Origin of the sequence: Burkholderia sp. NFPP32, assembly GCF_900119325.1 — a bacterium.
GTDB classification, from domain to species: domain Bacteria; phylum Pseudomonadota; class Gammaproteobacteria; order Burkholderiales; family Burkholderiaceae; genus Burkholderia; species Burkholderia pyrrocinia_C.
On sequence record NZ_FPJP01000006.1, the window covers coordinates 150,757 to 175,884 of the forward strand.

At 70.2% G+C, this 25,128-nt stretch carries 28 protein-coding genes; 10 read left to right on the forward strand and 18 right to left on the reverse strand.

Annotated elements, in window-relative coordinates; genetic code table 11:
• Positions 1–2: 2 nt before the first annotated feature.
• From glgX to treY, 4 genes are read left to right on the forward strand one after another with little or no spacing between them, the layout of a single operon-like run.
• Positions 3–2,117 (forward strand): glycogen debranching protein GlgX, encoded by a 2,115-nt coding sequence (gene glgX / locus BT264_RS14550; RefSeq protein ID WP_072437865.1) that lies wholly within the window; start codon positions 3–5, stop codon positions 2,115–2,117.
• Positions 2,118–2,125: 8 nt separating this feature from the next.
• Positions 2,126–3,991: a malto-oligosyltrehalose trehalohydrolase gene (treZ, locus tag BT264_RS14555; protein ID WP_072437864.1), complete on the forward strand. Its 1,866-nt coding sequence runs from the start codon at positions 2,126–2,128 to the stop codon at positions 3,989–3,991.
• A complete protein-coding gene (gene malQ, locus BT264_RS14560) occupies positions 3,988–6,204 on the forward strand; it encodes a 4-alpha-glucanotransferase (RefSeq protein WP_072437863.1) in 2,217 nt (738 codons plus the stop codon). The genes treZ and malQ overlap by 4 nt, the downstream gene beginning before the upstream one ends.
• Entirely contained in the window at positions 6,201–8,990 is a 2,790-nt protein-coding gene (gene treY / locus BT264_RS14565; protein WP_072437862.1) for a malto-oligosyltrehalose synthase, read from the forward strand. The genes malQ and treY overlap by 4 nt, the downstream gene beginning before the upstream one ends.
• A gap of 174 nt (positions 8,991–9,164) precedes the next feature.
• Here the strand turns inward: treY and BT264_RS14570 are convergent, their stop codons facing one another.
• Entirely contained in the window at positions 9,165–9,407 is a 243-nt protein-coding gene (locus BT264_RS14570; protein ID WP_072437861.1) for a hypothetical protein, read from the reverse strand.
• Positions 9,408–9,530: 123 nt separating this feature from the next.
• Between BT264_RS14570 and BT264_RS14575 the strand changes: the two genes are divergently transcribed.
• Complete coding sequence (locus tag BT264_RS14575; protein ID WP_072437860.1) at positions 9,531–10,781, forward strand: phosphatidylserine decarboxylase family protein; 1,251 nt, start codon at positions 9,531–9,533, stop codon at positions 10,779–10,781.
• A 29-nt stretch (positions 10,782–10,810) separates the two neighbouring features.
• Here BT264_RS14575 and BT264_RS14580 read toward each other — a convergent pair whose 3' ends face one another.
• The 4 genes from BT264_RS14580 to BT264_RS14595 form a co-directional block, all read right to left on the reverse strand.
• On the reverse strand, positions 10,811–11,038 hold the full coding sequence (locus BT264_RS14580) for a hypothetical protein (protein WP_072437859.1): 228 nt from the start codon (positions 11,036–11,038) through the stop codon (positions 10,811–10,813).
• A 279-nt stretch (positions 11,039–11,317) separates the two neighbouring features.
• On the reverse strand, positions 11,318–11,659 hold the full coding sequence (locus BT264_RS14585) for a DUF1488 family protein (protein WP_072437858.1): 342 nt from the start codon (positions 11,657–11,659) through the stop codon (positions 11,318–11,320).
• 4 nt (positions 11,660–11,663) lie between these two features.
• Positions 11,664–12,212: a type 1 glutamine amidotransferase domain-containing protein gene (locus BT264_RS14590; protein ID WP_034184452.1), complete on the reverse strand. Its 549-nt coding sequence runs from the start codon at positions 12,210–12,212 to the stop codon at positions 11,664–11,666.
• Between the two features lie 174 nt (positions 12,213–12,386).
• Complete coding sequence (locus tag BT264_RS14595) at positions 12,387–12,755, reverse strand: hypothetical protein (protein ID WP_072437991.1); 369 nt, start codon at positions 12,753–12,755, stop codon at positions 12,387–12,389.
• Between the two features lie 235 nt (positions 12,756–12,990).
• Here BT264_RS14595 and BT264_RS14600 point away from each other — a divergent pair, with 235 nt between their 5' ends.
• On the forward strand, positions 12,991–13,347 hold the full coding sequence (locus BT264_RS14600; RefSeq protein ID WP_072437857.1) for a DUF3175 domain-containing protein: 357 nt from the start codon (positions 12,991–12,993) through the stop codon (positions 13,345–13,347).
• Between the two features lie 92 nt (positions 13,348–13,439).
• Here BT264_RS14600 and ligD read toward each other — a convergent pair whose 3' ends face one another.
• The 13 genes from ligD to BT264_RS39180 all read right to left on the reverse strand — a co-directional run bounded on the left by ligD (position 13,440) and on the right by BT264_RS39180 (position 22,266).
• Positions 13,440–16,280 (reverse strand): DNA ligase D, encoded by a 2,841-nt coding sequence (gene ligD, locus BT264_RS14605; RefSeq protein ID WP_072437856.1) that lies wholly within the window; start codon positions 16,278–16,280, stop codon positions 13,440–13,442.
• 24 nt (positions 16,281–16,304) lie between these two features.
• Positions 16,305–17,297, reverse strand: a complete 993-nt coding sequence (locus BT264_RS14610) for a non-homologous end joining protein Ku (RefSeq protein WP_072437855.1) — start codon at positions 17,295–17,297, stop codon at positions 16,305–16,307.
• Between the two features lie 53 nt (positions 17,298–17,350).
• Positions 17,351–17,854 carry a DUF421 domain-containing protein gene (locus BT264_RS14615; RefSeq protein WP_072437854.1) on the reverse strand — a complete coding sequence of 168 codons (504 nt, stop codon included), beginning with the start codon at positions 17,852–17,854 and terminating at the stop codon, positions 17,351–17,353.
• Positions 17,855–17,864: 10 nt separating this feature from the next.
• The gene (locus BT264_RS14620; protein ID WP_072437853.1) at positions 17,865–18,125 is read right to left on the reverse strand and encodes a hypothetical protein; all 261 of its coding nucleotides are present in this window, start codon (positions 18,123–18,125) and stop codon (positions 17,865–17,867) included.
• 86 nt (positions 18,126–18,211) lie between these two features.
• The gene (locus tag BT264_RS14625) at positions 18,212–18,598 is read right to left on the reverse strand and encodes a DUF3022 domain-containing protein (protein WP_072437852.1); all 387 of its coding nucleotides are present in this window, start codon (positions 18,596–18,598) and stop codon (positions 18,212–18,214) included.
• Positions 18,595–18,756 carry a DUF1328 family protein gene (locus BT264_RS14630; protein WP_027792525.1) on the reverse strand — a complete coding sequence of 54 codons (162 nt, stop codon included), beginning with the start codon at positions 18,754–18,756 and terminating at the stop codon, positions 18,595–18,597. The genes BT264_RS14625 and BT264_RS14630 overlap by 4 nt, the downstream gene beginning before the upstream one ends.
• A 43-nt stretch (positions 18,757–18,799) precedes the next feature.
• Positions 18,800–18,988, reverse strand: coding sequence for a DUF3008 family protein (locus tag BT264_RS14635; protein ID WP_072437851.1), 189 nt, complete (start codon positions 18,986–18,988; stop codon positions 18,800–18,802).
• A gap of 85 nt (positions 18,989–19,073) precedes the next feature.
• Positions 19,074–20,513 carry an RNA polymerase factor sigma-54 gene (gene rpoN, locus BT264_RS14640; protein WP_072437850.1) on the reverse strand — a complete coding sequence of 480 codons (1,440 nt, stop codon included), beginning with the start codon at positions 20,511–20,513 and terminating at the stop codon, positions 19,074–19,076.
• A gap of 220 nt (positions 20,514–20,733) precedes the next feature.
• Positions 20,734–21,042 (reverse strand): hypothetical protein, encoded by a 309-nt coding sequence (locus BT264_RS14645; RefSeq protein WP_072437849.1) that lies wholly within the window; start codon positions 21,040–21,042, stop codon positions 20,734–20,736.
• A 25-nt stretch (positions 21,043–21,067) separates the two neighbouring features.
• On the reverse strand, positions 21,068–21,379 hold the full coding sequence (locus tag BT264_RS14650) for a hypothetical protein (protein ID WP_072437848.1): 312 nt from the start codon (positions 21,377–21,379) through the stop codon (positions 21,068–21,070).
• On the reverse strand, positions 21,376–21,618 hold the full coding sequence (locus tag BT264_RS14655; RefSeq protein WP_072437847.1) for a hypothetical protein: 243 nt from the start codon (positions 21,616–21,618) through the stop codon (positions 21,376–21,378). Before BT264_RS14655 ends, BT264_RS14650 begins: the two co-directional genes overlap by 4 nt.
• 175 nt (positions 21,619–21,793) lie before the next feature.
• The gene (locus BT264_RS14660; RefSeq protein WP_072437846.1) at positions 21,794–22,096 is read right to left on the reverse strand and encodes a hypothetical protein; all 303 of its coding nucleotides are present in this window, start codon (positions 22,094–22,096) and stop codon (positions 21,794–21,796) included.
• A complete protein-coding gene (locus BT264_RS39180) occupies positions 22,093–22,266 on the reverse strand; it encodes a hypothetical protein (protein ID WP_177318356.1) in 174 nt (57 codons plus the stop codon). Before BT264_RS39180 ends, BT264_RS14660 begins: the two co-directional genes overlap by 4 nt.
• Here BT264_RS39180 and BT264_RS14665 point away from each other — a divergent pair.
• The 4 genes from BT264_RS14665 (at position 22,265) to BT264_RS14680 (ending at position 25,113) form a co-directional block, all read left to right on the forward strand.
• Positions 22,265–22,519 (forward strand): hypothetical protein, encoded by a 255-nt coding sequence (locus BT264_RS14665; protein WP_072437845.1) that lies wholly within the window; start codon positions 22,265–22,267, stop codon positions 22,517–22,519. The two genes, BT264_RS39180 and BT264_RS14665, sit on opposite strands and share 2 nt — an antisense overlap.
• Positions 22,520–22,613: 94 nt before the next feature.
• The gene (locus BT264_RS14670; protein ID WP_072437844.1) at positions 22,614–23,045 is read left to right on the forward strand and encodes a CBS domain-containing protein; all 432 of its coding nucleotides are present in this window, start codon (positions 22,614–22,616) and stop codon (positions 23,043–23,045) included.
• A 95-nt stretch (positions 23,046–23,140) separates the two neighbouring features.
• Entirely contained in the window at positions 23,141–23,623 is a 483-nt protein-coding gene (locus tag BT264_RS14675) for a PRC-barrel domain-containing protein (protein ID WP_072437843.1), read from the forward strand.
• A 194-nt stretch (positions 23,624–23,817) separates the two neighbouring features.
• Positions 23,818–25,113, forward strand: a complete 1,296-nt coding sequence (locus BT264_RS14680) for an MFS transporter (RefSeq protein WP_034184471.1) — start codon at positions 23,818–23,820, stop codon at positions 25,111–25,113.
• Positions 25,114–25,128 lie beyond the last annotated feature (15 nt).

Sequence of the window (25,128 nt, forward strand, 5' to 3'; positions counted from 1 at the left end):
CCATGCCGAGTGCCCTGCCCGCTCGCCTCGAATCCGGCCGCCGCTATCCGCTCGGTGCGACCTGGGACGGCCTCGGGACCAACTTCGCGGTGTTTTCCGCGCACGCGCAGCGCATCCAGCTATGCGTGTTCGATCCGACCGGCCGCAGGGAACTCGCGCGCCTCGACCTGCCCGAATGCACCGACGAGGTGTGGCACGGCTACCTGCCCAACGCGCATCCGGGCACCGTGTACGGATTGCGCGCGGACGGCCCGTACCAGCCGCAGCACGGCCATCGCTTCAATCCGACCAAGCTGCTGCTCGATCCGTACGCGCGCAAGCTGGTCGGCCACTTCCGCTGGTCGGACGCGCTGTTCGGCTATCGCGTGCATTCGAGCCGCGCGGACCTGTCGATGGACCGGCGCGACTCGGCGCCCGCGATGCCGAAATGCGTGGTGGTCGACGAGGCGTTCGACTGGAGCAACGACCGGCGCCCGCGCGTGCCGTGGCGCAGCACGGTGATCTACGAGGCGCACGTGCGCGGCGTGTCGATGCGCCGCGCCGGGCTGCGCGCGCCCGAACGCGGCACGTTCTCGGCGTTGGCGCATCCGGCGTTCATCGATCACCTGCTGTCGATCGGCGTCACGACGGTCGAGCTGCTGCCCGTCCATGCGTTCCTGCAGCAGCGCGAACTCGTGAAACGCGGGCTGCGCAACTACTGGGGCTACGACACGGCCGCGTTCTTCGCGCCGGAACCCGCGTATCTCGCGACGCGGCGGCTCGACGAGATGCGCATCGCGATCCGCCAGCTGCATGCGGCCGGCATCGAGGTCGTGCTCGACGTCGTCTACAACCATACTTGCGAAGGCAACGAGCTCGGCCCGACGCTGTCGTGGCGCGGCCTCGACAACGCGAGCTACTACCGGCTCGTGCCGGGCGACCATCGCTTTCATGTCGACGAGACGGGCTGCGGCAACACGCTGAACCTGTCGCACCCGCGCGTCGTGCAGATGGTGATGGATTCGCTGCGCTACTGGGCCACCGCGTTCAACGTCGACGGCTTCCGCTTCGATCTCGGCGTGACGCTCGGCCGCGAGGATCACGGCTTCGATCCCGGCGCGGGATTTTTCGACGCGCTGCGGCAGGACCCGGTGCTCGCGCAGCGCAAGCTGATCACCGAGCCGTGGGATCTCGGCCCCGGCGGCTACCAGCTCGGCCGCCACCCGCCGGGCTTCGCCGAATGGAACGACCGCTTTCGCGACACCGTGCGGCGCTTCTGGCGCGGCGACGCGGGCCAGCGGCCGGAACTTGCCGCGCGGCTCGCGGGATCGGCCGACCTGTTCAACCACCAGCGGCGCCATACGTGGGCATCGGTCAATTTCGTCACCGCGCATGACGGTTTCACGCTCGCCGATCTCGTGTCCTATGCGGACAAGCACAACGACGCGAACGGCGAGGACAACCGCGACGGCCGCGACGACAACTGCAGCGCGAACTGGGGCGCCGAAGGGCCGAGCGACGACGCGGCGATCCGCGACGTGCGCGCGCGCGTCGCGCGCTCGATGCTCGCGACGCTGTTCACCGCGCTCGGCACGCCGATGCTCGTCGCCGGCGACGAGTTCGGCCGCACGCAGCACGGCAACAACAACGCTTACTGCCAGGATAACGAACTGTCGTGGCTCGACTGGGATCTGGCGCGCAGCGACGAAGCCGTGAAGCTGATGCGCTTCGTGTCGCGGCTCGCCGCGCTGCGGCGCATGTACCCGCTGATGTCGGCGCCGCGCTATCCGTCGGGCGATCACGACGGCGCGCCGGGCATGGCCGAGATCGACTGGTTCGACGAACGCGGCGACGTGCTGACCGTGCCCGCGTGGCACGACCGCGAGCGCCGCGCGCTGACGATGCGGCGCGTCGGCGCGGGCCGCACCGGGCGCACCGAGTCGCTGCTCGTGATGCTGAACGCGTCGTCCGAAACGATCACGTTTGCGCCGCCCGCCCCTGTGCTCGCCTACCGCGTGCTGGTCGACACGGCCACGCCGGATGCCGGCCCGCGCGCGTGGCCGGCCGACGGCCTCGACGTCGCCGCGCATGCGGCCGCGGTCGCCGTCGCGGCCGTGCCGCCCGACCCGCCTTCGTGAGGACCGCCATGACGTCACGTTCCGCTCATCCGCCCGGCACGCATGCGTTCGCGTCGTCGTTCGGCGCGACCTGCATCGACGCGGGCCGTACGCGCTTCCGGCTGTGGGCGCCCGCGAGCCGCACCGCGGCCGTCGAGCTGCACGGCGGGCCATCCGTCGCGATGACGGCCGTCGGCGACGGCTGGTTCGACGCCGTCGCGCCGTGCGGCCCCGGCGCGCTGTATCGCTACGTGCTCGACGGCGATCTCGCCGTGCCCGATCCCGCGTCGCGTTTCCAGCCGTACGACGTGCACGGCCCGAGCCAGGTCGTCGATCCGGCCGCGTATCGCTGGCGCCATGACACATGGCGCGGCCGCCCGTGGCACGAGACGGTGCTGTACGAACTGCACGTCGGTGCATGCGGCGGCTACGCGAGCGTCGAGCGGCGCCTGCCGGCCATCGCCGCGCTCGGCGTGACGGCGATCGAGCTGATGCCCGTCAATGCGTTCCCGGGCACGCGCAACTGGGGTTACGACGGCGTGCTGCCGTTCGCGCCCGATGCGTCGTACGGGCGGCCCGAGGAACTGAAGTCGCTCGTCGACGCCGCGCACGGGCTCGGGCTGCAGATGTTCCTGGACGTCGTCTACAACCACTTCGGCCCCGACGGCAACCTGCTGCCGCGCTACGCGCCCGCGTTCTTCCGCGCGGACCGGCAAACGGCGTGGGGGCCCGCGATCGACTTCGCGCGTGCGCAGACGAGCGCGTTCTTCATCGACAACGCGCTCTACTGGCTCGACGAATACCGCTTCGACGGGCTGCGCATCGACGCCGCGCATGCGATCGACGACGATGCGTGGCTGCGCGAGCTCGCACGCCGCGTGCGCGCGCACGCGGGCGACGCACGCCAGGTGCATCTGGTGCTCGAGAACGAACGCAACGCGGCGAGCCTGCTCGGGCCCGGCGGCTTCGACGCGCAGTGGAACGACGATTTCCACAACAGCGCGCACGTGCTGCTGACCGGCGAGCGCGACGGCTATTACCGCGCGTATGCCGACGCGCCGCTGCGCCACTTCGCGCGCACGCTCGGCGAAGGCTTCGCGTACCAGGGCGAGCCGTCGCCGCTGCATGGCGGCGCCGCGCGCGGCGAGCCGAGCGCGCACCTGCCGCCGACCGCGTTCGTCGCATTCCTGCAGAACCACGACCAGATCGGCAACCGCGCGTTCGGCGAACGGTTGCGCACGCTCGCGAACGACGACGCGCTGCGCGCGGCCACCGCGCTGATGCTGCTCATGCCGCAGATTCCGCTGCTGTTCATGGGCGAGGAGGAAGGCAGCACGCAGCCGTTCCAGTTCTTCACCGACTATCGCGGCGCACTCGCCGACGCCGTGCGCGAAGGCCGGCGCCGCGAATTCGCGGCGTTTCCCGCGTTCGCCGATCCCGCGCATCGCGACGCGATTCCCGATCCGAACGACATCGCGACGTTCGTGCGCTCGTTGTCGAAACACCCGGCCGACGACGCATGGCCCGACGCCGATGCATGGCGGCACTTCTACCGCAGCGCGCTGACCGTGCGCGCGGCGCTCGTGACGCCGCACTTGGCCGGCGCGCGCGCGCTCGGCGTCGACCTGCTCGCGGGCGACGGCGAACCGCAGGCGCTCGCCGCACGCTGGCGTCTCGGCAACGGCAGCACGCTGACGATCGCGCTGAACCTCGGCTCGCACGACGCGGTGCTGCCCGCGCTGCCGCTCGGCAAGATCGTGTTCGAGACGCCGCCGCGCGCGCGCGACCGGCTGCGGGACCTGCGCCTGCCGCCACGTGCGTGCATCGCGTGGCGCGACGGCGCGGTCAACCACGATGCGCTGAGTCGCCGCACGAACGGGCGAGGCCGATCATGACGACCGACGTATCGATCGCGGCACTCGCCCGTTCGGCCGGACTGGAAACCGACTGGACCGATGCGGGCGGCGTCGCGCGGCGGGTAGGCGACGATGCGCTCGCCGCGCTCGTCGACGCGCTCGGCTGGCCGTGCGGCACGGCGCTCCAGCGCGTCGACAGCGCGGCGGCGCTCGCCGATGCGAACGCGGCGCCGCCGCGCTTCGTCACCGGCGATGCCGGCCTGCCGCTGACGCTCCCGCATACGATCGCACTGCCGGGCGCACACTTCCGGGTCGCGCTCGAAACGGGCGGCTACGTCGACGGGCGCGTGGCCGGTGCGGGCGAGCACGGCACGCTGCCGCCGCTCGCGATGCCCGGCTATCACGCGCTCGACATCGGCGAGCAGCGCATCGGGCTCGCGATCGCGCCGCTGCGCGCGCGCCCGTTCGACGCGTTCGCGCGCGCGCCCGACGCAGGCCGCCGCTGGGGCGTCGCGGCCCAGTTGTACAGCCTGCGCCGTACCGGCGACGACGGCGCGGGCGACTACACCGCGCTCGCGCGGCTCGCCGCGCACGCGGCGCGGCACGGCGCGCAGGCGGTGGCGATCAGCCCGACGCACGCCGGCTATCCCGCACTGCCCGCGCACGACAGCCCGTATTCGCCGTCGTCGCGGCGCTGGCACAACGTCGCGTATCTCGACTGCGACGCGGTGCCGGGCGCCGAGGCTGCGCTTCACGCGCGCGACGATGCAATCGATGCGCCGCTGATCGACTGGCCGCGCGTGCTGCCGCCGAAGCTGCGCCGCCTGCGCGCATGCTTCGATGCATGGCGTGCCAACGGCGCGCCATCGCGCGACGCGTACCAGCGCTTTCGCGCGGCCGGCGGCGCGGCGCTCGACGCGCATGCGCGCTTCGACGCGCTGCAGGCGTTCTGCATCGAACACGGGATCGGCGCGGACTGGCGGCAATGGCCGGCGCCGTGGCGCATGCCGTCATCGGCCGAAGTCGATGCATTCGCGCACGCGCATGCCGACACGATCGCGTTCCACACGTTCCTGCAATGGTGCACATCGCGCGCGCTCGGCGACGCGCAACATGCGGCGCGCGGCGCGGGCATGGCGACCGGGCTGATCGCCGATCTCGCGGTCGGCTCCGACCGCGCGGGCAGCGACGCGTGGGCGCACGGCACGACGCTGCTGCGCGGCGTGTCGCTCGGCGCGCCGCCCGACCTGTTCAATGCGGCCGGCCAAGCGTGGGGCGTCACGACGTGGACGCCCGCCGCGCTGCGCGCCGACCGTTTCGTCCCGTTCATCGAGTTGTTGCGCGCGGCGTTCGCGCATGCGGGCGGCATCCGCATCGACCACGTGCTCGGCTTCGCGCGGATGTGGATCGTGCCGGACGGCGGCACGCCGCGCGACGGCGCCTACCTGCGCTATCCGGTCGACGATCTCGTGCGGCTCGTCGCGCTCGAGGCGGCACGCCATCGCGCGATCGCGATCGGCGAGGATCTCGGCACGGTGCCGGGCGGTTTGCGCGAACGGCTCGGTGCACAGGGGATCGCGGGGATGCGCGTGCTGTGGTTCGAGCGCGATGCGAACCGCGCGTTCCGGCCGCCGTCCGCGTGGGATCGCGATGCGATCGCGACGACGTCGACGCACGACTTGCCGACCGTGGCCGGCTGGTGGCGCGGGGTCGATCTGGGGTGGCGGCGGGTGGCGGCCGACAGCGGGAAGCAGCAAGACGGCGCGGCCGAAAGCATGCCGAGCGATGCGAGTGCGCAGGACTCGAACGAAATCGTGCAAGGCGCCGACGTCGGGCATGACGGCATGCCCCGCACGGAAGCAGACCGCGCCGCGCCCGCCACGCCCCCGCCCGCGTCCGATCCCGACCTGATCGCCGCCCAGGCGGAACGCGCAACCGAACGCGCGGCGCTGTGGCACGCATTGCAGCACGCGGGTTGCGCGCCCGCCAACAGCGCTGTCCCGCCGGCCGGCGCGCCGCCCGTGAGCGCAATACTCGCGTATGTCGCGCTCAGCCCGTCGCCGCTCGCGATCCTGCCGCTCGAGGATCTGCTCGGGCTGGATGAGCAGCCGAACCTGCCGGGGCCGCCATGCGGCCATCCGAACTGGCTGCGGCGCCTGCCGCGCACCGTCGACACGCTGTTCGACGCCGACGCGCGCAAGCGCATCGCGGCCGTCGTGCACGCGCGCCGTTCGCGGGAGCGCGACGCATGACGCCGCGCGCGACGCTGCGGCTGCAGCTGCATGCGGGTTTCACGTTCGACGATGCGGCCACGCACGCCGACTACTTCGCGCGCGTCGGCGTGAGCCACCTGTACCTGTCGCCGGTCACGACGGCCGAGCCCGGTTCGCTGCATGGCTACGACACCGTCGACTACGGCTCGGTCAGCGCCGAACTCGGCGGCGAGGCCGGCCTGGTCCGACTCGTCCGCGCGCTGCGCGCGCGCGGCATCGGCGTGATCGTCGACATCGTGCCGAACCACATGGGCGTCGGCGGCTCGTCGAACGGCTGGTGGAACGACGTGCTCGAATGGGGGCCGGCGAGCCCGTACGCATGCTGCTTCGACATCGACTGGCATCCGCCCGACGCGGCGCTCGACGGCAAGGTGCTGCTGCCCTGCCTCGGCACGCCGTACGGCGACGCGCTCACGGCCGGCGACATCGCGCTCGGCGCCGATCCGTCGACCGGCCGCTTCTTCGTTGCGTGCCCGGGGCGGCAGCTGCCCGTGGCCGCCGCCACTTATGCGGACATCCTGCGCATCGCGAACCGCTCGGACCTGAACACGCTCGCCGAACGCTTCGGCGCCGCGCCGGCGCACGGCAGCGCCCGGCTGGCCGCCGCGCATGCGGCGTTGCGCGATTACGCGGCCGCGCACGGCCCGCATGCGTTCGACGCCGTGCTGCGCGGCGCCGATCCGCGCAGCGCACGCTCGCGCGCGTGGCTGCACCGGCTGCTCGAACGCCAGCACTACCGGCTCGCGTGGTGGCGCACGGCCGCGGACGAACTGAACTGGCGGCGCTTCTTCGACATCGCGACGCTCGCGGGCATCCGCATCGACGACGATGCGGTGTTCGACGCCGTCCATGCGCTGCCGTTACGCCTCTACGCGGCCGGATATATCGACGGCGTGCGCGTCGATCACATCGACGGGCTCGCCGATCCGCGCGCGTACTGCCGGCGCCTGCATGCGCGGCTCGCGGCGCTGCGCGACGAGCGGCCGTACGTCGTCGTCGAAAAAATCCTGGCGCCCGGCGAAGCGCTGCGCGACGACTGGGGCGTCGACGGCACGACCGGCTACGACTTCATGAACGACGTCGGCGCGCTGCTGCACGACCCGGCCGGCGCCGCGCCGCTGGCCGCCCACTGGGCGGCAGTGTCCGGTTCGTCGCGCACGTTCGCGCAGGAGGCGCTCGACGGCAAGCGGCGCGTGCTGATGCGCCAGCTCGCCGCCGAGCATGCGCGCGTCGCGCGGGCGCTGCACGGCATTGCGCGCGCGTCGCCCGCGACGCGCGACGTCAGTCTGGTCGCGATCCAGCGCGTGCTGGGCGAGCTCGCGGTGCGGCTGCCCGTGTACCGAATGTATCCGGCACAGGAAGACGCGCCCGCCGACACCGACCGCCGGGTGCTCGCGCAGGCGTATCAACGGGCATGCGCGGCCGTCGATCCGGCCGACCGCTACGCGCTCGACCGGGTCGCCGCGTGGCTCGGGTTACCGGTCGGGCGCGTGCCGCGCGCAGGCGCCGCCGCGCTGCATGCGGCCCGCGTCGCGTTCGCGCAGCTCACCGCGCCGCTGGCCGCGAAGGGTGTTGAGGATACGGCCTGCTATCGCTACGGCCGGCTGCTGTCGCGCAACGAGGTCGGCGCCGACGCAAGCGACTTCAGCCTGTCGCGCGGCGCGTTCCATGCGCGCAACCGGCGCCGCGCCCGAATCGTGCCGCATACGCTCATCGCGACGGCCACGCACGACCACAAGCGCGGCGAGGACGCGCGCGCGCGGCTCGCGGTGCTCAGCGAGATGCCCGACGCCTGGCGCGCGGTATCGCTCGACTGGTCGGCGCTCAACCTGCCCCGGCGCGGCGGCGCGCATCGCGACCTGGCGTGGGCGCCGGGGCCGGCCGCCGAGGCGATGCTGTACCAGACGCTGGTCGGCTGCTGGCCGCCGTCGCTGATGCCCGACGACGACGCGGGGCTCGCGGCGCTTGCCGAACGCGTGGTGCGCTGGCAGACGAAGGCGCTGCGCGAAGCGAAGCGGCATACGGACTGGCTCGCGCCCGAGACGGACTACGAGCGCGCTTGCGAAGCGTTCGTCCGCGCGATCCTGGCGCCGCGCGGCGCTGGCGATTTCGCGCACCGGCTGCATGCGTTCGTGGCGCGGATCGCGCCGGCCGGCATCGTCAACAGCCTGACGCAGACGGCACTGCGGATCGCGTCCCCCGGCGTGCCCGATCTCTATCAAGGTACCGAGCGATGGGATCACTCGCTCGTCGATCCGGACAACCGGCGCGACGTGCCGTTCGCGGCGCTGGCGGCCGAGCGCGTCGACGGGCCGGTCGCGTCGTACCTGCCGACCTGGCCGGACGCGCGCGTGAAACGGGCGCTGATCGAACGGATGCTCGCGCTGCGCGCGCGGTGGCCGGCGACGTTCGCCGACGGTGCGTATGTGCCGCTGCGCGTGCGCGGCACGCTCGGGCGTCACGCGGTTGCGTTCGCGCGGTGCGGCGATGCGGCGACCGTGGTGATCGTTGCAACGCGGTTTGCGTGCCGGCTGCTCGGCGACAGGCCCGGGTTGCCGAGCGTGGAGCCCGCGTTATGGGGCGATACGGCGGTCGTGTTGCCGCGTGGCGTCAAAGGACCCTGGACGGACTGGCTGAATGCGCGGGACGGAATCGACGCGCCGGATGGCTTGATCAGGCTCGATCGCTGTCTGGCTGCGCTGCCTGTTGCCGTACTCGTCGCGGCTCACCCAACGGATCGGAATCCCTCAATCGCCCGGTCATGATCGAATTGATGCAAACCGGTCCGCGGATACCCGACGATCCAATCGGTGCCGCATGGCTGATCGCGAACCGTGATGTCACAGTATCCCCGGCCTTTCGCGACGGGGAAGCGAGCGATGGCGCACTAGTCGATCGTTACCGGCCAGAGCGACAGGCGGGACGGTAAACGCCCGACCTCACGACCACTCGTCCGGCGGCAGCGTCCCGCCGTCGTCCTCCCACAGCGGCGCGCCCGCGTTGTCGCCATGGCCCGCGGTCACGGTCCCTTTCGCATCGCGCTCCCTCGACCGTCGCGTCTCGCCGTGCTTCGCCGCACGAACCCGCGTGCGCGTCGGCGTCACGGTGCGCTGCCCGCCGCCCCGGCGCTCGTCGGCCGATGCCGTGCCTTTCGTCTGCCGCACATTCGAACCTGCATTCATCGTTTCTCTCCTGCGTCACTGAAAAACTGAACAACCGGTGAAAAGACCGCCGCAATTTCGATGCCGCCTCCGGGCAAGCGTCTTGCTACGTGTTCATACCGAATCCAGCCGCAGGAGCCGACGATGCCGACCGAACCCCACACGCCGCCCGCCGCGCGCCGCCGGCTCGGCGAATGGCTGACCTGCGAGGAAGCGCACATGGCCGCGTTCCGCGAAAAAATCGCGGCCGACGCGCGCGCGCATGCCGGCGAACGATTGCGCTCGCCGGCCGTGCAGGCGCTCGCGCGGCTGTTCGACGACTGCGCCGTGCTGCGCATGGGTCTCGTCCGCGCGATCGACGAGGCGGTCGAATCCGGCCGCCGGCTCGGCTACACGTCGATCGGCGAACTGATGACCGTGATCGACCACCTGATGACCTACACGCCGCCGTTCAGCGAATCGAGCCTGATCGTGTGCCCGCTGAACGCGTTCCTCGACTGGCCGATGTGCATGCCGTCGGGCCACGCCGTGTTTCGGGACGCAACCGTCAACGCGCACCTGAAACGGGTACTGAACGTCTGGTGCGACTTCCTCGGCGGCCCGCATTCGCGCGCGCATCTCGATACGTCGGCGCCCGACGGCTGGTTCTGCGACGAAGCGAGCAAGCGCATCGGGCTGTCGCAATTCCGCTATCGCGACGATCAACCGCACCTCGGCTTCGATTCGTGGAACGACTTCTTCACGCGACGCTTTCGGGAAGGCGCGCGGCCCGTCGACGCGCCGGACGATCCGCACGTGATCGTCAGCGCATGCGAGGCCGCGCCGTACCACATCGAAACGAACGTGAAGATGCGCGACACCTTCTGGATCAAGGCGCAGCCGTATTCGCTGCACGACATCTTCACGCGCGCGGGGCGGCCGCTCGCCGAGCGCTTCGTCGGCGGCGATCTCTACCAGGCCTATCTCAGCGCGTACAACTACCATCGCTGGCATGCGCCGGTGCGCGGCACCGTCACGCATGCATACCGGATCGACGGCACCTACTACTCGGTCGCCGAAGCCGAAGGCCCCGACCCGGCCGGGCTCAACGACTCGCAGGGCTACATGACGGCGGTCGCCGCGCGCGCGATCGTCGCGATCGAGAGCGACGACCCGGGCATCGGCACCGTGGCCGCCCTGTTCGTCGGGATGGGCGACGTGTCGTCGTGCGTGATCGAGGTCGTGCCGGGCCAGCGCGTCGACAAGGGCGACGAGATCGGCCGCTTCCAGTTCGGCGGATCGACGTACTGCCTGCTGTTCGAGGCCGGCGTGATCGAGCGCTTCCTGTACGCGCCGCCGTTCGACGGCGACACGCTCGTCGTGCAGGTGAACGCGTCCGTCGCGATCGCGCGGTGAGCAGCGCGCCCGCGCGTCATCGTCACACGTCACGCATCGGTGCCGTCGGGCTCGTACCCGTCGTGCCGCTGCACGCACCGCAGCACCGACAGGCCGTCGGCCGTCAACGCGGGCCGGCGCCCGCCCGACGCGTCGTCGCCCTGCATCACGATCAGGTTCTGTTCGACCAGCGCGGCGACGTCCTCGCGATCGATCTGGATTTGTTCCGGTGCGCGATACACCAGGAACAGCACGGCAAATTCATGGGCGGTCAGCATGCTCGTTCCCCGTTGACGGCTTCACGCGATGCGACGACGGCGTCGCATCGGCATGCGGCGCGACACGCGCGCCGGCGATCGTCGATGCGTGCACGGACCATGCCAATGCGCGCGAAGCGGTGCTCATCGGAGCCGTGGGCGCGCGGCGCGATACGGCACCGCGCGGCGTCCGGCCGCCCGTGCAAAGTTTTCAACGATGTGTAATGCCGGATGCGAGCGGGCCGAACCCGAGCGGCCGAACGCGAACGCGGGTCAAACGCGTCGGCCACGGCGCCTCGATCAGGAACGCCGCGAACGGGACATGCCGGCCTTCACGCTGCCCGCCGCCGCACGGCCGTGCGCGCGGAAATAGCCGCTGTGCAGTACCACGCCGCCCTTGCCGTCCGCCAGCACATCCGCGCAGGCAGCCTCGATACGCGCGCGGCCGCGCTCGAACGCGTCGCGCAGGTCGGCTTCCAGCGCCGAGGGCGCGCCGAAATGATCCTCGAGCGCCTCGACCGTGATCGCGCAGTGCTCCGGCTGACCGTCGACGTCGACGGTGAAGCACAGTTGCAGCGCCGCGCCGTCGAATTCGGGCGGCGCATCGGCCAGCGTCACGCGGCGGGGGGAATCGGCCGGCATCGGATTACGCGCTCCGCGACGCGAGACTTTCGACCAGCGCGCCGCTGAATGCCGGCAGGTCGGCGGGCTTGCGGCTCGTGATCAGGTTGCCGTCGCGCACGACCTCCTCGTCGACCCACTTGCCGCCCGCATGGCGGATGTCGTCCTGCAGGCTCGGCCAGCTCGTCATCGTGCGCCCTTCCACGAGCCCGGACGACACGAGCAGCCAGCCGCCGTGGCAGATCGCGGCGATCGGCTTGCCGGCGCCGACGGCCGCCGTCACGAACTCGCGCGCGGCCGGGATCATCCGGATCGCGTCGCCGTTGACGACACCGCCGGGCAGCACGACCGCGTCGTAGTCGCCCTCGCGCGCGTCGTCGAACGTGCGGTCGACCTTCACGCGCGCGCCCTTGTCGACGTGCCTGAACCCCTGGATTTCGCCGCGTTTCTGCGAAATCACGTCGACCTGCGCGCCTTCGGCCGCCAGCGCACGTTGCGGTTCGACAAGCTCGGCCTCCTCGAAGCCGTCGACCGCCAGGATCGCTACCTTGCAATGGTCCAGTCTGCCGCTCATGGAAACCTCCGTGGATGCCGCTGCACCCTTTATGCCGTCCCGGTCACGGAGCAATTGCCGTGCCGCATCCGGCCGGACGACGGCGACAGAAGAGACCGGCCGAAACCGGCCCATGCCGCGCCGCCGCGCACGGGCTGAAAAGATTTCAACGGCGTGTAACCCGACCCGGCACGATTACTGCAGGCGGATCGCCGCATCGAGCATCGCGTCGGTCAGTTCGACCGTCAGTGTCAGATCGTCGTCGTCGTTGTCGGGGAGCCGGTCGAGCATGTCCCGCACGGCCTCGTGCAGCATTGCGTGCACGCGCATCCGGGCGCCGTCGTCGAGGCCCGCGTAGCGTTCCATCGTGTCGCAGTCGAGCACCAGCACGACCGAATGCCGCCCCGTGTCGGGTGGCGCATCGGTCTCCATCGACCACGCCGCATGAAACGTGACCGTGCCTGCCTCGACGTCGAGACGGACCGTCGTATCGAAATCGCCGGCGTCGACCGTGTCGGCGTCCGTCGCATCGTCTTCCAGACTGATCCGGGAGTTCGATCGCATGGTGTCCTCCTGCGTGGTGGCCGCGCGCGCTTGCTTCAAACGCGCCGGCCATTCGGTTCGAATGCGGATGTAATGCGGATGTCACGAGGTGTTCGTGCTGAACGAAGAGGGCGGAATGGCACGCCTGCCCGGACCTTGCAGCAAGGGCCATGCCTCCGGCGGCAGGTCGCCGCGCGGCACGCGAATTGCGGCGCCGTTGCCCGTACGTCCCTGCGATGCCATACGGAGCCCTGCAATGCCTTCCGCTTCCGCTTCCGCTTCCCGCGCGCACGGCAAGCGCCCGACGCGCCGCCCTGGCCGGGCCCGCAGCGCCGATCCGCAACACCGCTGGTCCGCCGAAGTCACGCAAAAAAGCGACGTGCTCGACATCGAGCCCGACATCTTCAAGTCCGACGATCCGGGCGCGATCGCCGCTTCGCTGAAGCGCTCGGCCGAACAGAGCCGCCGCCGCAAGTCTTCGCCGTTCCAGTCGGCGATGTCGATGCTGAACTTCTACGTGAACCGCGCGGGCCGCAACCTGCCGAAAACGCGCCGCGCGACGCTCGAACGCGCGAAGCGGAAACTGCGCGAAGCCTTCGGCCGCAAGCCGTGACGGCGGCCGGCCACCGCCGCATCGCGGCGTCCGTGCTGCGCCGCCTGCCGTGCAGCACCGCGATGATCGTCACGTGCCGCTGCTCGCGGCGCTCACGATGCGCCGAGCCGCGCTCGCATCTTCGCGGTGATCCGCTGGCGCGCATCCGCATAGCCTTCCCACGGATCGCGCTTCAGCCCGTCGAGACGCGCATGCAGCGTGTCGATCGTCCACTGCGCGCCGCCCGTCGTATCGGGCACCTCGTCCCAGCCGAGCGGCACCGACACGCCCATGCCCGGCCGCGCGCGCGCCGAATACGCGGCGATCGTGCTCGCGCCGCGGCCGTTGCGCAGATAGTCGACGAAAATCTTGCCGCGCCGGTGGCGCGGCCCCATCGTCGCGGTGAAGCGCTCGGGCAGCGCGCCCGCCACGTGCTGCGCAACCGCGCGCGCGAAGTCTTTCACGTCGTCCCATCCCGCGTACCGCGCGATCGGCACGACGACATGCAGCCCCTTGCCGCCGCTCGTCTTGCAGAACGACGCGAGCCCCAGCTCGTCGAGCAGCCCGCGCACGAGTTGCGCGGCGTCGATCATCGCGCGCCACGGCAGCGCCGGATCGGGATCGAGATCGAACACGATGCGGTCCGGCCGCTCGATATTGGATGCGTGCGCATTCCACGTATGCAGCTCGACCGTGCCCATCTGCGCGGCACCGAGCAGCGCGTCGACGCTGTCGATCGACAGCAGCGGCCCGTGGCCGGGATCGAGCCCTTCGTGCTGCGTGACGAACGGAATCTCGAGGCGCTCCGCATGCTTCTGGAAGAACAGCTCGCCCGTGATGTCGCCCGGCGCGCGCACGAGCGACACGGGCCGGCCCTTCAGGTCGGGCAGCAGCCATGGCGCGACCCATTGCCAGTAATGCGCGAGGTCGATCTTGCGCGTGCCGTGCCGCGGATCGAGCACGCGATCGGGATGCGTGATGCGCACGCGGCCGACGTGGTCGGCGCCGGATTCGCCGCGCGCGTCGCCGGACGACGCGTGCGATTTCGCGCGACGCTTGTGGCCGCTCCCGGTATCCGTGTGCCGTGCGCGTTCGTGCTTGTCGTGTTTGTCGTGCGCTGCATCGCGTTCGTCCATCGTCGTCTCCGTTTCGGTGCGGCGCGGCATCTCGCGGACGATCCGCGCCGCCGGCTTGTCTTCCCGCAGCGCGACGAACGCCGCCTGCCGCACGATGCCGTCGCCCGTCCATTCCGCGAATTCGCATTCGGCGACGAGCGTCGGATCGATCCAGTGCACGCGCGTGCGCGACCGTTCGCGCGGCGGCGGGTCGAACGGCGCCGTGTCGCGTTCGTGCCTGCGCAGCATCGCGGCGAGCCGGTCGAGCATGCGCGCATCGAACCCGGTGCCGACCCGGCCGACATAGCGCAACGGCGGCGTGCCGCGCCGCCGCTTGCCGCCCGATTCGGGCTCGTACACACCGAGCAGCAGCGCGCCGAAGCCGTGCCGGCTGCCCGACGGCTCCGTGTAGCCGCCGATCACGAACTCCTGCCGCCGCCGGCATTTGAGCTTGATCCACGCGGCCGAGCGGCCGGCGCGATAGCGTGAATCCGCGCGCTTGCCGATCAACCCTTCGAGGCCGGTGTCGCACGCGCTCGCGATCAGCGACGCGACGTCGCCGCCGAGATCCGGCGAATAGCGCAGCCGCGCGGCGTCGCTGCCCGCCAGCAGCGGTTCGAGCAACGCGCGGCGCGCAGCGAGCGGCGCATCGCGCAAATCCTTGCCATTCAGATAGGGCAGATCGAATACGAACAGCGTGATCGCATCGGAACGGCCCGCGCCGAGCGCGTTCTGCAGCGCCTGGAAATCGGGCAGGCCGCTGTCGCCGAGCACGACGGCCTCGCCGTCGAACCACGCGTTTTCGATATCGAGCGCCGCAAGCGCATCGCGCTGCGCACGCAGCTTCGCGGTCCAGTCGCGGCCCTCGCGCGTCATCAGCGCAACATGCCGCCGCGCACCGCGGCCCGACACGCGCGCGAGAATCCGGTAGCCGTCGAACTTCACTTCGTAGCGCCAGTCGCCTTGCGCGGGCGGAGCATCGACCAGCGTCGCGAGCTGCGGCGCGACGCGCTCGGGCAGCGGCGCGCGGACAGCGCCTTCGACGTGCGACAGGTCGGCGTCGGCTGGCGGCTTGCGATCCTTGCAGTCGCGCGGCGTGCCGCGTGTACGGGGCGCATCGTCGCGGCTGCGTCGCGACGTGCGTGCAGGCGGTGATGCATCGGCGGGCGCCGCGCGTGCGGCCCGCGCACTGCGGTCATGCACGCTGCCCGGCTGCTGCGCAACGACATCGAATTCGTCCGCATCGCGTGCGTCGTCGTCGCGCTCCTTGATCAGCAGCCATTGCGGCTGGCGCCCCTGCTGCCGCCCGCTGCGCACGAGCGCCCAGCCGCCGTGCAGCTTTTCGCCATCGAGCCGGAACGTCAGCTTGCCCGCGCGATAGCCGTCGCGCGCCTGCGCGACGCCGCCGTCGGGCGTCCACGTCCCTTCGTCCCACACGACGACCGTGCCCGCGCCGTAATGTCCGGCTGGAATCTCGCCCTCGAACGACGCATATTCGAGCGGATGGTCCTCGACCTGCACGGCCAGACGCTTCACCGACGGATCGACGCTCGGCCCCTTCGGCACGGCCCATGATTTGAGCGTGCCGTCGAGTTCGAGACGGAAGTCGTAATGGAGCCGCGTCGCGTGATGTTCCTGGATCACGAAACGCAACGGATGGCGCGCCCGGACAGCCGTGCGCGCCTGCTTCGACTGCTTGGTCTGCTTCGTCTGCTTCGTCTGCTTCGTCTGCTTCGATTCGGCGCCCGGCTTTGCGCGACGCTTCCCGCGCGCGCCTTCCGGCTCCGGCGTCGCGTCGAAGCGGCGTTTTCGACGATAGGGATCGAGCTTGCCGGCCATCGCGTCACCTCGTGTCGCGCGGTGTCATGCGGCGTGCTTCCGGCGCGCGGCGGTTTTCTTTGCCGCATGCGCGCCCGTCGCGCCCTGCTTCGCGGCCGGCCGTTTCGCGGGTGCTTTCGCGGCGCTCCGCGCGGCAGCCTTCGCGGCCGGCTTGCGTCGCCCGCTCGCGGTGCGCGGCGCGGACGCGCCGGTGTCGTCGTCCTCGCGCGCAGCACGCGCGCTGCCACCGCCTTTCAGGCTGCGCTTCAACAGCTCGGTCAGGTCGACGACGTTGGCCGCCGTGCGCGCCGTTTGCGCCGGCCGGTCCTCGATCTCCTCGACGCTGCCCGCGCGCACCTTGCGCTCGACCAGTTCGAGGATGTCGTCGCGGAACGTGTCGCGATACTCGTCGGGCGTCCACGTGCCCGACATGTCGTCGATCAGCTTCTTCGCCATCGCGAACTCGCGCGCGCTGACGCCCGCGCGCTTCGCGTCGCCGGCCGGCACCGGCAGCTCGTCGAGCGGGCGCAGTTCCTCCTGCCAGCGCAGCGTATCGAGCGCAAGCAGCGGCCCGACCGGGATCAGCGCGCCGAGATGCTGGCGATCGTGCATCACGACATGCGCGATGCCGATCTTGCCGCTGTCCTTCAGCGCGTCGCGCAGCAGCGCATAGACCTTCTCGCCCTTGCGGTCCGGCACCAGGTAGTACGGCGTGTCGAGATACAGGAACGACACGGCGTCCGCGTCGACGAACGTGACGATGTCGACGGTTTGCGTCGATTCGGGGTTCGCCGCGCGAATCTCGTCGTCGGTCAGCACGACATAACGCTCCTTCTCGTACTCGTAGCCGCGCACGATGTCCTCGCGCGCGACCTCCTTGCCGGTGCGCTTGTTGATCTGCCGATAGCCGACCGGGTCCATCGAACGCTTGTCGAGCAGCCGGAACGACGGCTTCACGGTGCGCGTCGCCGGGAACAGCTGCACGGGTACGTGAACGAGCCCGAAGCTGATCGCGCCTTTCCAGATCATGCGTGCCATGGGTGTCCTCCTTGCGGCGTCGTTGCGTCGGACGCCTCCGTCCGCGGCCGACGCTACGGCCGGCGGCCGCGGCTGCGCCGCACGATGCTCACGTGTCCGTTGCGCTCCAGGATCGCCGCGTCGACGTCGGACAGGTCGGTCGCGCCGGTCGCCTGCCGGACGCTTTCGCGCACGTCGGTCGGCGTAAGCAGCGCGGCACGCATCTGTGCGTCGTCGAAGCGGCCGTTGCGATACACCTCGCGCTCGGCGCCTACCAGCAACCGCTCGAGCCGGCGCGAGCGCACGCATGCCCAGCCGATCGCACGATGCAGCAGCGCGATCGCGAGCGACGCCGCGACGGTCGCGACGAACGGAGACGCGCCGACCACCGCGCGGCTCAGGATCGCGCCGAGCAGAATGCCGACCACGTAGTCGAACGGCGAACGCTGCCCGAACGCGCGCCGCCCGGCGATGCGAATCAGCACCAGCGCGACCACGAACACGACGATCGCACGCAACGCCATCTGGCCGGGGCCGAGCATCCGGCCCTGTCCGAACAGCGCGACGACGACGTCCATGATGGCGGCGCTATGCGGGCAGATCGGCCGCCTGCTGCCGGCGCGCCCGGATTCGAGGGCGGCCGATGTCGTCCGGGAACGTGCACATTACCGCGTCGGGATCGACCGCCTGCCCGATGCCCACGCGTTGCGCCGAATCCGGCGGATATGCGGCGCCCGGCAACAGGCGTTCGGCACCGACGGCCGTGTTCGGCTTCAGGTGCCTGAACGCCCTGCACACGTATCGCTGCGCGGCCTGCTGCGTCTTGCCGGCTGGTGGGGGATTCGTCATCGGGGCGTCCTCGTCGAATTCGATGGGCGGCCGCCACGCACGCAGCCGCTGCGGCGCGAGCGCGCCTGCGGCGGCCGGCCTCGGCGTCAGGGCGCGCGCAATGCCGCGTCGAGTTCGGTATCCGTAATATCGAGCGCCACGTTGCACTCGATCGCGTCGTCCTCGACGCGCGGCTTGCGTTCGTCCACCGCGCGTCGCGCGCCATCGCACAGATACGTGCGCACGCGCAGCCGGTCGTCCTCGTCGAGCCACGCATAACGCTCGACCACGTGCGCATCGAACCGCAGGTCGACCGTGCAACGCCATTCGCGCGCGCTTTCGTCGGCCGGCACGCGCACCCACGACACCTGGATCGTCAACCGCCCGGATGCGTCGTCCGCATGCACGACGACGGTCGACTCCGACGGGAAGCCGTTCGCGAGCGCGTGCTCGAGTTCCGCGACGCGCTGCGAGCGGTCGGGCGCGCCGATCATCGTCGCACGACGCCAAGCAGCAGCGTGACCAGGAAGATCACGACGAAGATGTAGAACAGGATCTTCGCGATCTCGGCCGCGCCGGCCGCGATGCCGCCGAAGCCGAACACGGCCGCGACGATCGCGATGATGAAGAAAATGATGGCGTATCGAAGCATGGAGCCCTCCTGGATGACAGCGGTCGCGAACACACGTCGTCGATCACGCATCGTGCTTGTGCCTGGGTTTGCCGCGAACCGGCGTGGAAGCCATTCTCTCGAGTTCCTTCTCGCTCATCGACTTGGCCATCGACTTCGCCGGCGGCTTGAGGTCCTTCATCTTCGTGTCGCCGCGCTTGGCCGACAGCGCGGCCCCGGCAGCACGCTGCTGGGCCTGGGATTTTGCTGGCATGGTTGCGCTCCTCTCGTTGGCGCGCGCGATACGACGCAATGTCGGTGCAGCGGACGGCACGCGCGCGGTTGGGTCGCCCGGGTCGTCATGCGGCGTCGCGGCGCCGCAGGTCGGCCGGCGGAATCTTCATCGCCTGGCGATACTTCGTCACCGTGCGGCGCGCAAGAAGAATGCCGCGCCCCGCGAGGTTCTGCGCGAGCGTGACGTCGGACAGCGGATCGGTTTGACGCTCGGCCGCGATCATGTCGCGGATCAGCACCTTGGCGGCCGATGCCGAGCACACGCCCTTGCCCGCCGCCTCGAGCTTGCGCGGGAAGAAGTGCTTGAATTCGAACGTGCCGTGCGGCGTGGCCATGTACTTGTTGCCCGTCGCGCGCGACACGGTCGATTCGTGCAGCTCGAGCTCATCCGCGATATCGCGCAGCACGAGCGGCTTCATCGCGATCTCGCCGTAGCGGAAGAAATCGCGCTGCCGCGCGACGATGCATTCGCCGACGCGCTGGATCGTCTCGAAGCGCTTCTGCACGTTGCGGATCAGCCAGCGCGCTTCCTGCAACTGCTGGCCGAGCGGCGAATCGCGCTCGCCGCTCGACTGCGCGAACAGCGCCGCATAACGCTCGTGCAGGCGCGCGCGCGGCAGCACGGCCGGGTTGATCGTCACGATCCATTCGTCGCGCACCTGGCGCACGATCACGTCGGGCACCACGTAGTCGCCGCGCGTGCTGCCATAGTGATTGCCGGGGCGCGGATCGAGCCCGCGCACGAGTGCGCACGCCGCGTGCAGCGTCTGCGGGTTGCAGCCGATGCGCCGCTGGATCTCGGCCGTTTCGCGGCGCGCGAGCCGTCCGAGATGCTCGCGCGCGATCGCCTTCGCTTCCGCGAGCGCCGGCGTGCCCGCCGGGATCGCGTCGAGCTGCAGCACCAGGCATTCGGACAGCGAGCGCGCGGCGATGCCCGGGCGGTCGAGCATCTGCACGAGCCGCAGCGCGACCGCGAGATCCTGTTGCGACAGCAGCAGCGCCGGATCGGCCGCGACCAGCAGGTCGGGCAGCTCCTGGCGCAGGTAGCCGTCGTCGTCGAGCGCATCGATCACGATGCGCGCGGCTTCGCGGTCGCGTTTGTTCAGCGGGTAGAGCCGCAGCATATCGTGCAGTTGCTGATGCAGCGACGGCTCGGCGGCCATCCATTCGCCGGGCGACAGGCCGTCGGCGTCGTCGCCCTGGCGGCCCGTACCGCGCGGCGCGGGCGCGGCCGTATACGACACCTCGCCGTCCGGCGGGCGCACGTCGTCGGGTTCGGGCGACGCTTCGGGCGCGGCGGCTTCGGCCGCCTGCTCGGGCGTTCCGGCGGGGACTTCCTCTTCGCCGTCGCCCTGGCCGTCTTCGAGAAACGGATTCATGTCGAGCGCCTGCCGCAATTCCTGTTGAAACTCGAGCGAGGACAACTGCAGCAGCCGCAGCGACTGCTGAAGCCTCGGCGTAAGTGCGAGATGCTGCCGCATCTGCAGCGCAAGCGAGACGGACATCGAAAGCCTCCTGACGGTTCGGTTCGCGGTATTTCGTCGACAGGGTTTACGCAGCTTTCGTGCCAATCCGTCCACGCGCGCCGTGCCGGGGCTTTCGCGGGTTCGTGCCCCATCACGCAACCTGACGGGGCCGCTTTTTTACAAGCCGGCGGCAAGTTTGGGGCACGCATTTCGCGCGGCGCGATGCTCGGCGCGCATGCCGTGCGACACACGCGACGCGTCAGTACTGCATCGGCGGCGGCGTGCCCGGCAGCCGCTGGTCGCCCTGCACGCCGTTCGGGCCCGGCGGCGGGACGTCGGCCGGATCGCCGCCGGTCGCGCCCTGCGGCATCGTGTTGCCCGGCGACGGGCGCGTCTCGTAGCGCGTATTGGCATCCGGCATCGTCGCGCTCGGCGGCGCCGCATGGCCGTCGGGCGGTGCGGGCGGCGCAGCGCGCGTGCCGTAGGTGGTGCCCTGCGTGCATGCGCCCAACGCGCACGCGGCGGCGAACGCGCATGCACCCGCGCGTATCGTCTGGATCGTGTTCATCGAAATCCTCCGTCGGATCGACGGCTCAGAGCCGGTTGAAATGAAAATCCCCCGCATACGCGGTGGGTGCGCGGCGCGCCATCATCACGTCGAATTCGGCCGCGACGCGCGTGAGCGTGCCGCGTTGCCGCTCGATATCCGCCTGTTCGAGCGCGGCGAACGCGTCGGCATCGAAGGTCACGGTCAGCGACGCCGGATGGCCGTCGACGCGAAAGCCGATATGCAATGCGCCGGCCGGCTGCTCCTCGACATGGAACGGCATCGCGCGCGCCTCGAAATGGCGGCCGAGCGTCTCGGCGATGTCGCGCAGCATGCCGGGTCTGATACGGATGCTCATTGCATGCCCTCCATTCGCGTTCGCGGCGCCGCGCCCGCCGGCGGTGCATGCACGGGCGGATCGCGCAAAGGCGGTTCGCGTTCCGGCGGCGCATGCCCGGGCGGATCGCCTTCGGGTTCGCGGTACGGTTCCGGCATGTCGGGCGGCACGTCGTCGGGATCGGGCGGCTCGGGGTCCGGCTCCACGTCGGGCATCGGCGGGTCAGGCCGGTGCAGCCACTGATCGCGGTCGTGATTCATCTGCACTCCATAGGGGCGCTTCGTTGCGTTGTCTGACGGATGCGGCCAGGGTCCGCAATCCGTGTGCCGTCCGTTCGCGGCACCCGCACGCCGGCGCTGCTGCGCATACGCGCGCGCCCGCGGCGCGCGCCGTGCATTCGCTACACCGTTCGCTGCAATTCTTGCAAGCGCGCCGCTACGCGTCGTACGCGGCCGTCACGAGCCACAGCTCGCGGCCGTCGTCCCGCACACGCGCCGCCAGCGCATACGGGTCGGCCGGCTCGCATGCGCGCTGCAGCGCGAAGCGCGCCGGCTCGGTCGAGCCGAACGTCTCGTCGCCGAGCGGCCGCACGTCGGCCTTGCCCTCGAACATCCGGCGCTCGGGCCGGTAGATCAGCGGTTCGTGTTTCCACGTATCGAAATGGCTCTTCACCGAATCGAATCCGCCGCCGCATACGTTGATCTCGTAGCGTACGCCTGGTCGTCGTTTCGGAATCATCGTCGTGTCTCCGCTTGATGCGCGCACCGCAGGTACCGGGTGCGCCGCGCGTTGCTGCCATGGTCGTCTTCGTCTTCGCCGCCGACGTGGCAAATCGCGTGCCGCGTGCGATCCGGGAACGGCCGTTGTGGGAAATCGGCGTCATCGTCACCGATACGGAGCTTCGCCATGAAGGATTCGACCCGGTCCGGCCACGACGCGCCGGAGCGCAAGCAGCGACCCTCCCCATCGCAGCCGCTGAAGCCTGAGGACCGCACGCACACGCGCCATTCGGAACGCCATATCGACAAGCAGCTCGAGGACACGTTTCCGGCGAGCGACCCGCCCGCGACCGGCGGCATCACGCGCATCGAGCCCGACACGCCGCCCGGCACGCACGACGAAGGGCCGTGGCAGGACAAGCGCGAACGCCGCGACAGATGACGGCGACGAACGACAGGCCGCGTGCGCCGCACGACATGCGGTTTGCTGAATGTGCCGAAGCATCGCCCACACCCAACCCGCAAGGAGGACTTTCATGCATCGCGTCAACGAAATCATGTCGCAGGACGTCGTGTGCATCGCGCCGACCGACTCGATCCGCCATGCCGCGCAATTGATGGAGCGCTACGACATCGGCGCGCTGCCCGTGTGCGACAACAACCGGCTGATCGGGATGGTGACGGACCGCGATCTCGCGGTGCGCGCGATCTCGGTCGGCAAGCCGCCGGAGACGCGGATTCACGAAGTCGCGTCGGGCCCGATCGAATGGTGCTTCGACGACGATTCGCTGGAAGAGATCCAGCACTACATGGCAGACGCGCAGTTGCGCCGCCTGCCCGTCGTCGATCACGACAAGCGGCTGGTCGGCATGCTGTCGCTCGCGGACATCGCGACGCGCTCGGCCGGCCCGACGCATGACGACGTCGCGAACACGCTCGAAGGCGTGTCGCAGCCGAGGCAGACGTGACGGGTCGAGCCTTTGCTTCGCCCCGTCCCGACCACCCGCGCGACCCGCGGCCCGCCCGGGTACGATCGCGCACCACGCAGCCTGGAGGAAACACCATGCAGACTTCCAATCAAGGTCAGACCCGCATCATCGGCAAGGGCGCCGCAACGGCGGCCGGCCCCGGCCCCGACGTCATGGCGGCCAACACGCTGGAAGGCGACAAGGTCTATACGACCGACGGCGACGACGTCGGCAAGATCAAGGACATCATGCTCGACGTGCGCTCGGGCCGCATCGCGTACGCGGTGCTGTCGAGCGGCGGCCTGCTCGGCATCGGCGACAAGCTGCTCGCGATCCCGTGGAGCGCGCTGACGCTCGACACCGAGCGCAAGTGCTTCCTGCTGTCGGTGTCGTCGGAGCGGATCAAGAACGCTCCCGGCTTCGACAAGGACCACTGGCCGGCAATGGCCGATCCGCAATGGGCCGAGCCGCTGCACGAGTACTACGGCAGTACGCCGTACTGGAGCCCCGGCGACGAGCTCGGGCTGACCGATCCGACCGAGGAACTGAACAATCCGCGCACACGCGACCCTCATTGAGCGTTCGCGACCGGCCGACACGCCCCGCGCATGCGGGGCTTTTTTTTCGTCTGCCGGCCGCCCCTATTGATAACCATACGACATCAATTCATCCAAAAATCGCACTTATCGTTTCTCCGTCTCCGGGTGAACATTGCCAAAACGACAATCGATCGCCTTCCGCGCATTGTCGGGATTTTTCTGGAGACACCCCGATGCACCCCTCGCCCAGCCTTCCGACCGGACGTTCGAAGGCCGCCGCGGTATTCCGCGTCACGGCCGGCAACTTCCTCGAGCAGTTCGATTTCTTCCTGTTCGGCTTCTATGCGACGCAGATCGCCGCCGTGTTCTTTCCCGCCGCGAGCGAGTTCGCTTCGCTGATGATGACGTTCGCCGTGTTCGGCGCCGGCTTCCTGATGCGGCCGCTGGGCGCGATCGTGCTGGGCGCGTACATCGACGACGTCGGCCGCCGCAAGGGTCTCATCGTCACGCTGGCCATCATGGCAAGCGGCACCATCCTGATCGCGTTCGTACCGGGCTACGCGACGATCGGCCTGCTCGCACCCGCGCTCGTGCTGATCGGGCGACTGCTGCAGGGCTTTTCGGCGGGTGCCGAGCTGGGCGGCGTGTCGGTCTATCTTGCCGAGATGGCCACGCCCGGCCGCAAGGGCTTCTATACGAGCTGGCAGTCCGCCAGCCAGCAGGTCGCGATCGTCGTCGCGGCGGGCCTCGGCTTCGCGCTCAATCAATGGCTCAGCGCATCGGCCATCGCCGCATGGGGATGGCGCGTCCCGTTCTTCGTCGGCTGTACGATCGTGCCGTTCATTTTCATGCTGCGTCGCAATCTGGAGGAAACGCAGGAATTCAAGGCGCGCCGGCATCGTCCCGGCATGAAGGAAGTGTTCGGTACGCTGGTCCAGAACTGGGGCGTGGTACTCGCAGGCATGATGCTGGTCGCGATGACGACCACGAGCTTCTACTTGATCACGGTCTACGCGCCGACCTTCGGCAAGACGGTTCTGCACCTGAGCACCGCGGACAGCCTGCTCGTGACGCTGTGCGTCGGCGTGTCGAATTTCGTCTGGCTTCCGATCGGCGGTGCGCTGTCGGACAGAATAGGCCGCCGGCCGCTGCTCGTCGGCATGACGGTGCTCGCGATCGCGACCGCCTATCCTGCGCTGTCGCTGCTCGCTCATGCGCCGTCGTTCGTCAACATGCTGCTCGTGCTCCTGTGGCTGTCGTTCATGTACGGGATCTATAACGGCGCGATGATCGTCGCGCTGACGGAAGTGATGCCGGTGGAGGTGCGCGTGGCAGGCTTCTCGCTCGCCTACAGCCTCGCGACGGCCGTATTCGGCGGCTTCACGCCCGCCATCTCGACGGCGCTGATTCACATGACCGGCGACAAGGCTGCGCCGGGCTACTGGATGAGCCTCGCCGCGGTGTGCGCGCTGCTTGCGACGTTCGCGCTCTATCGCCGCCGGACGCCGACGCTGACACCTGCGCACTGACGCCCCATGCCGAGC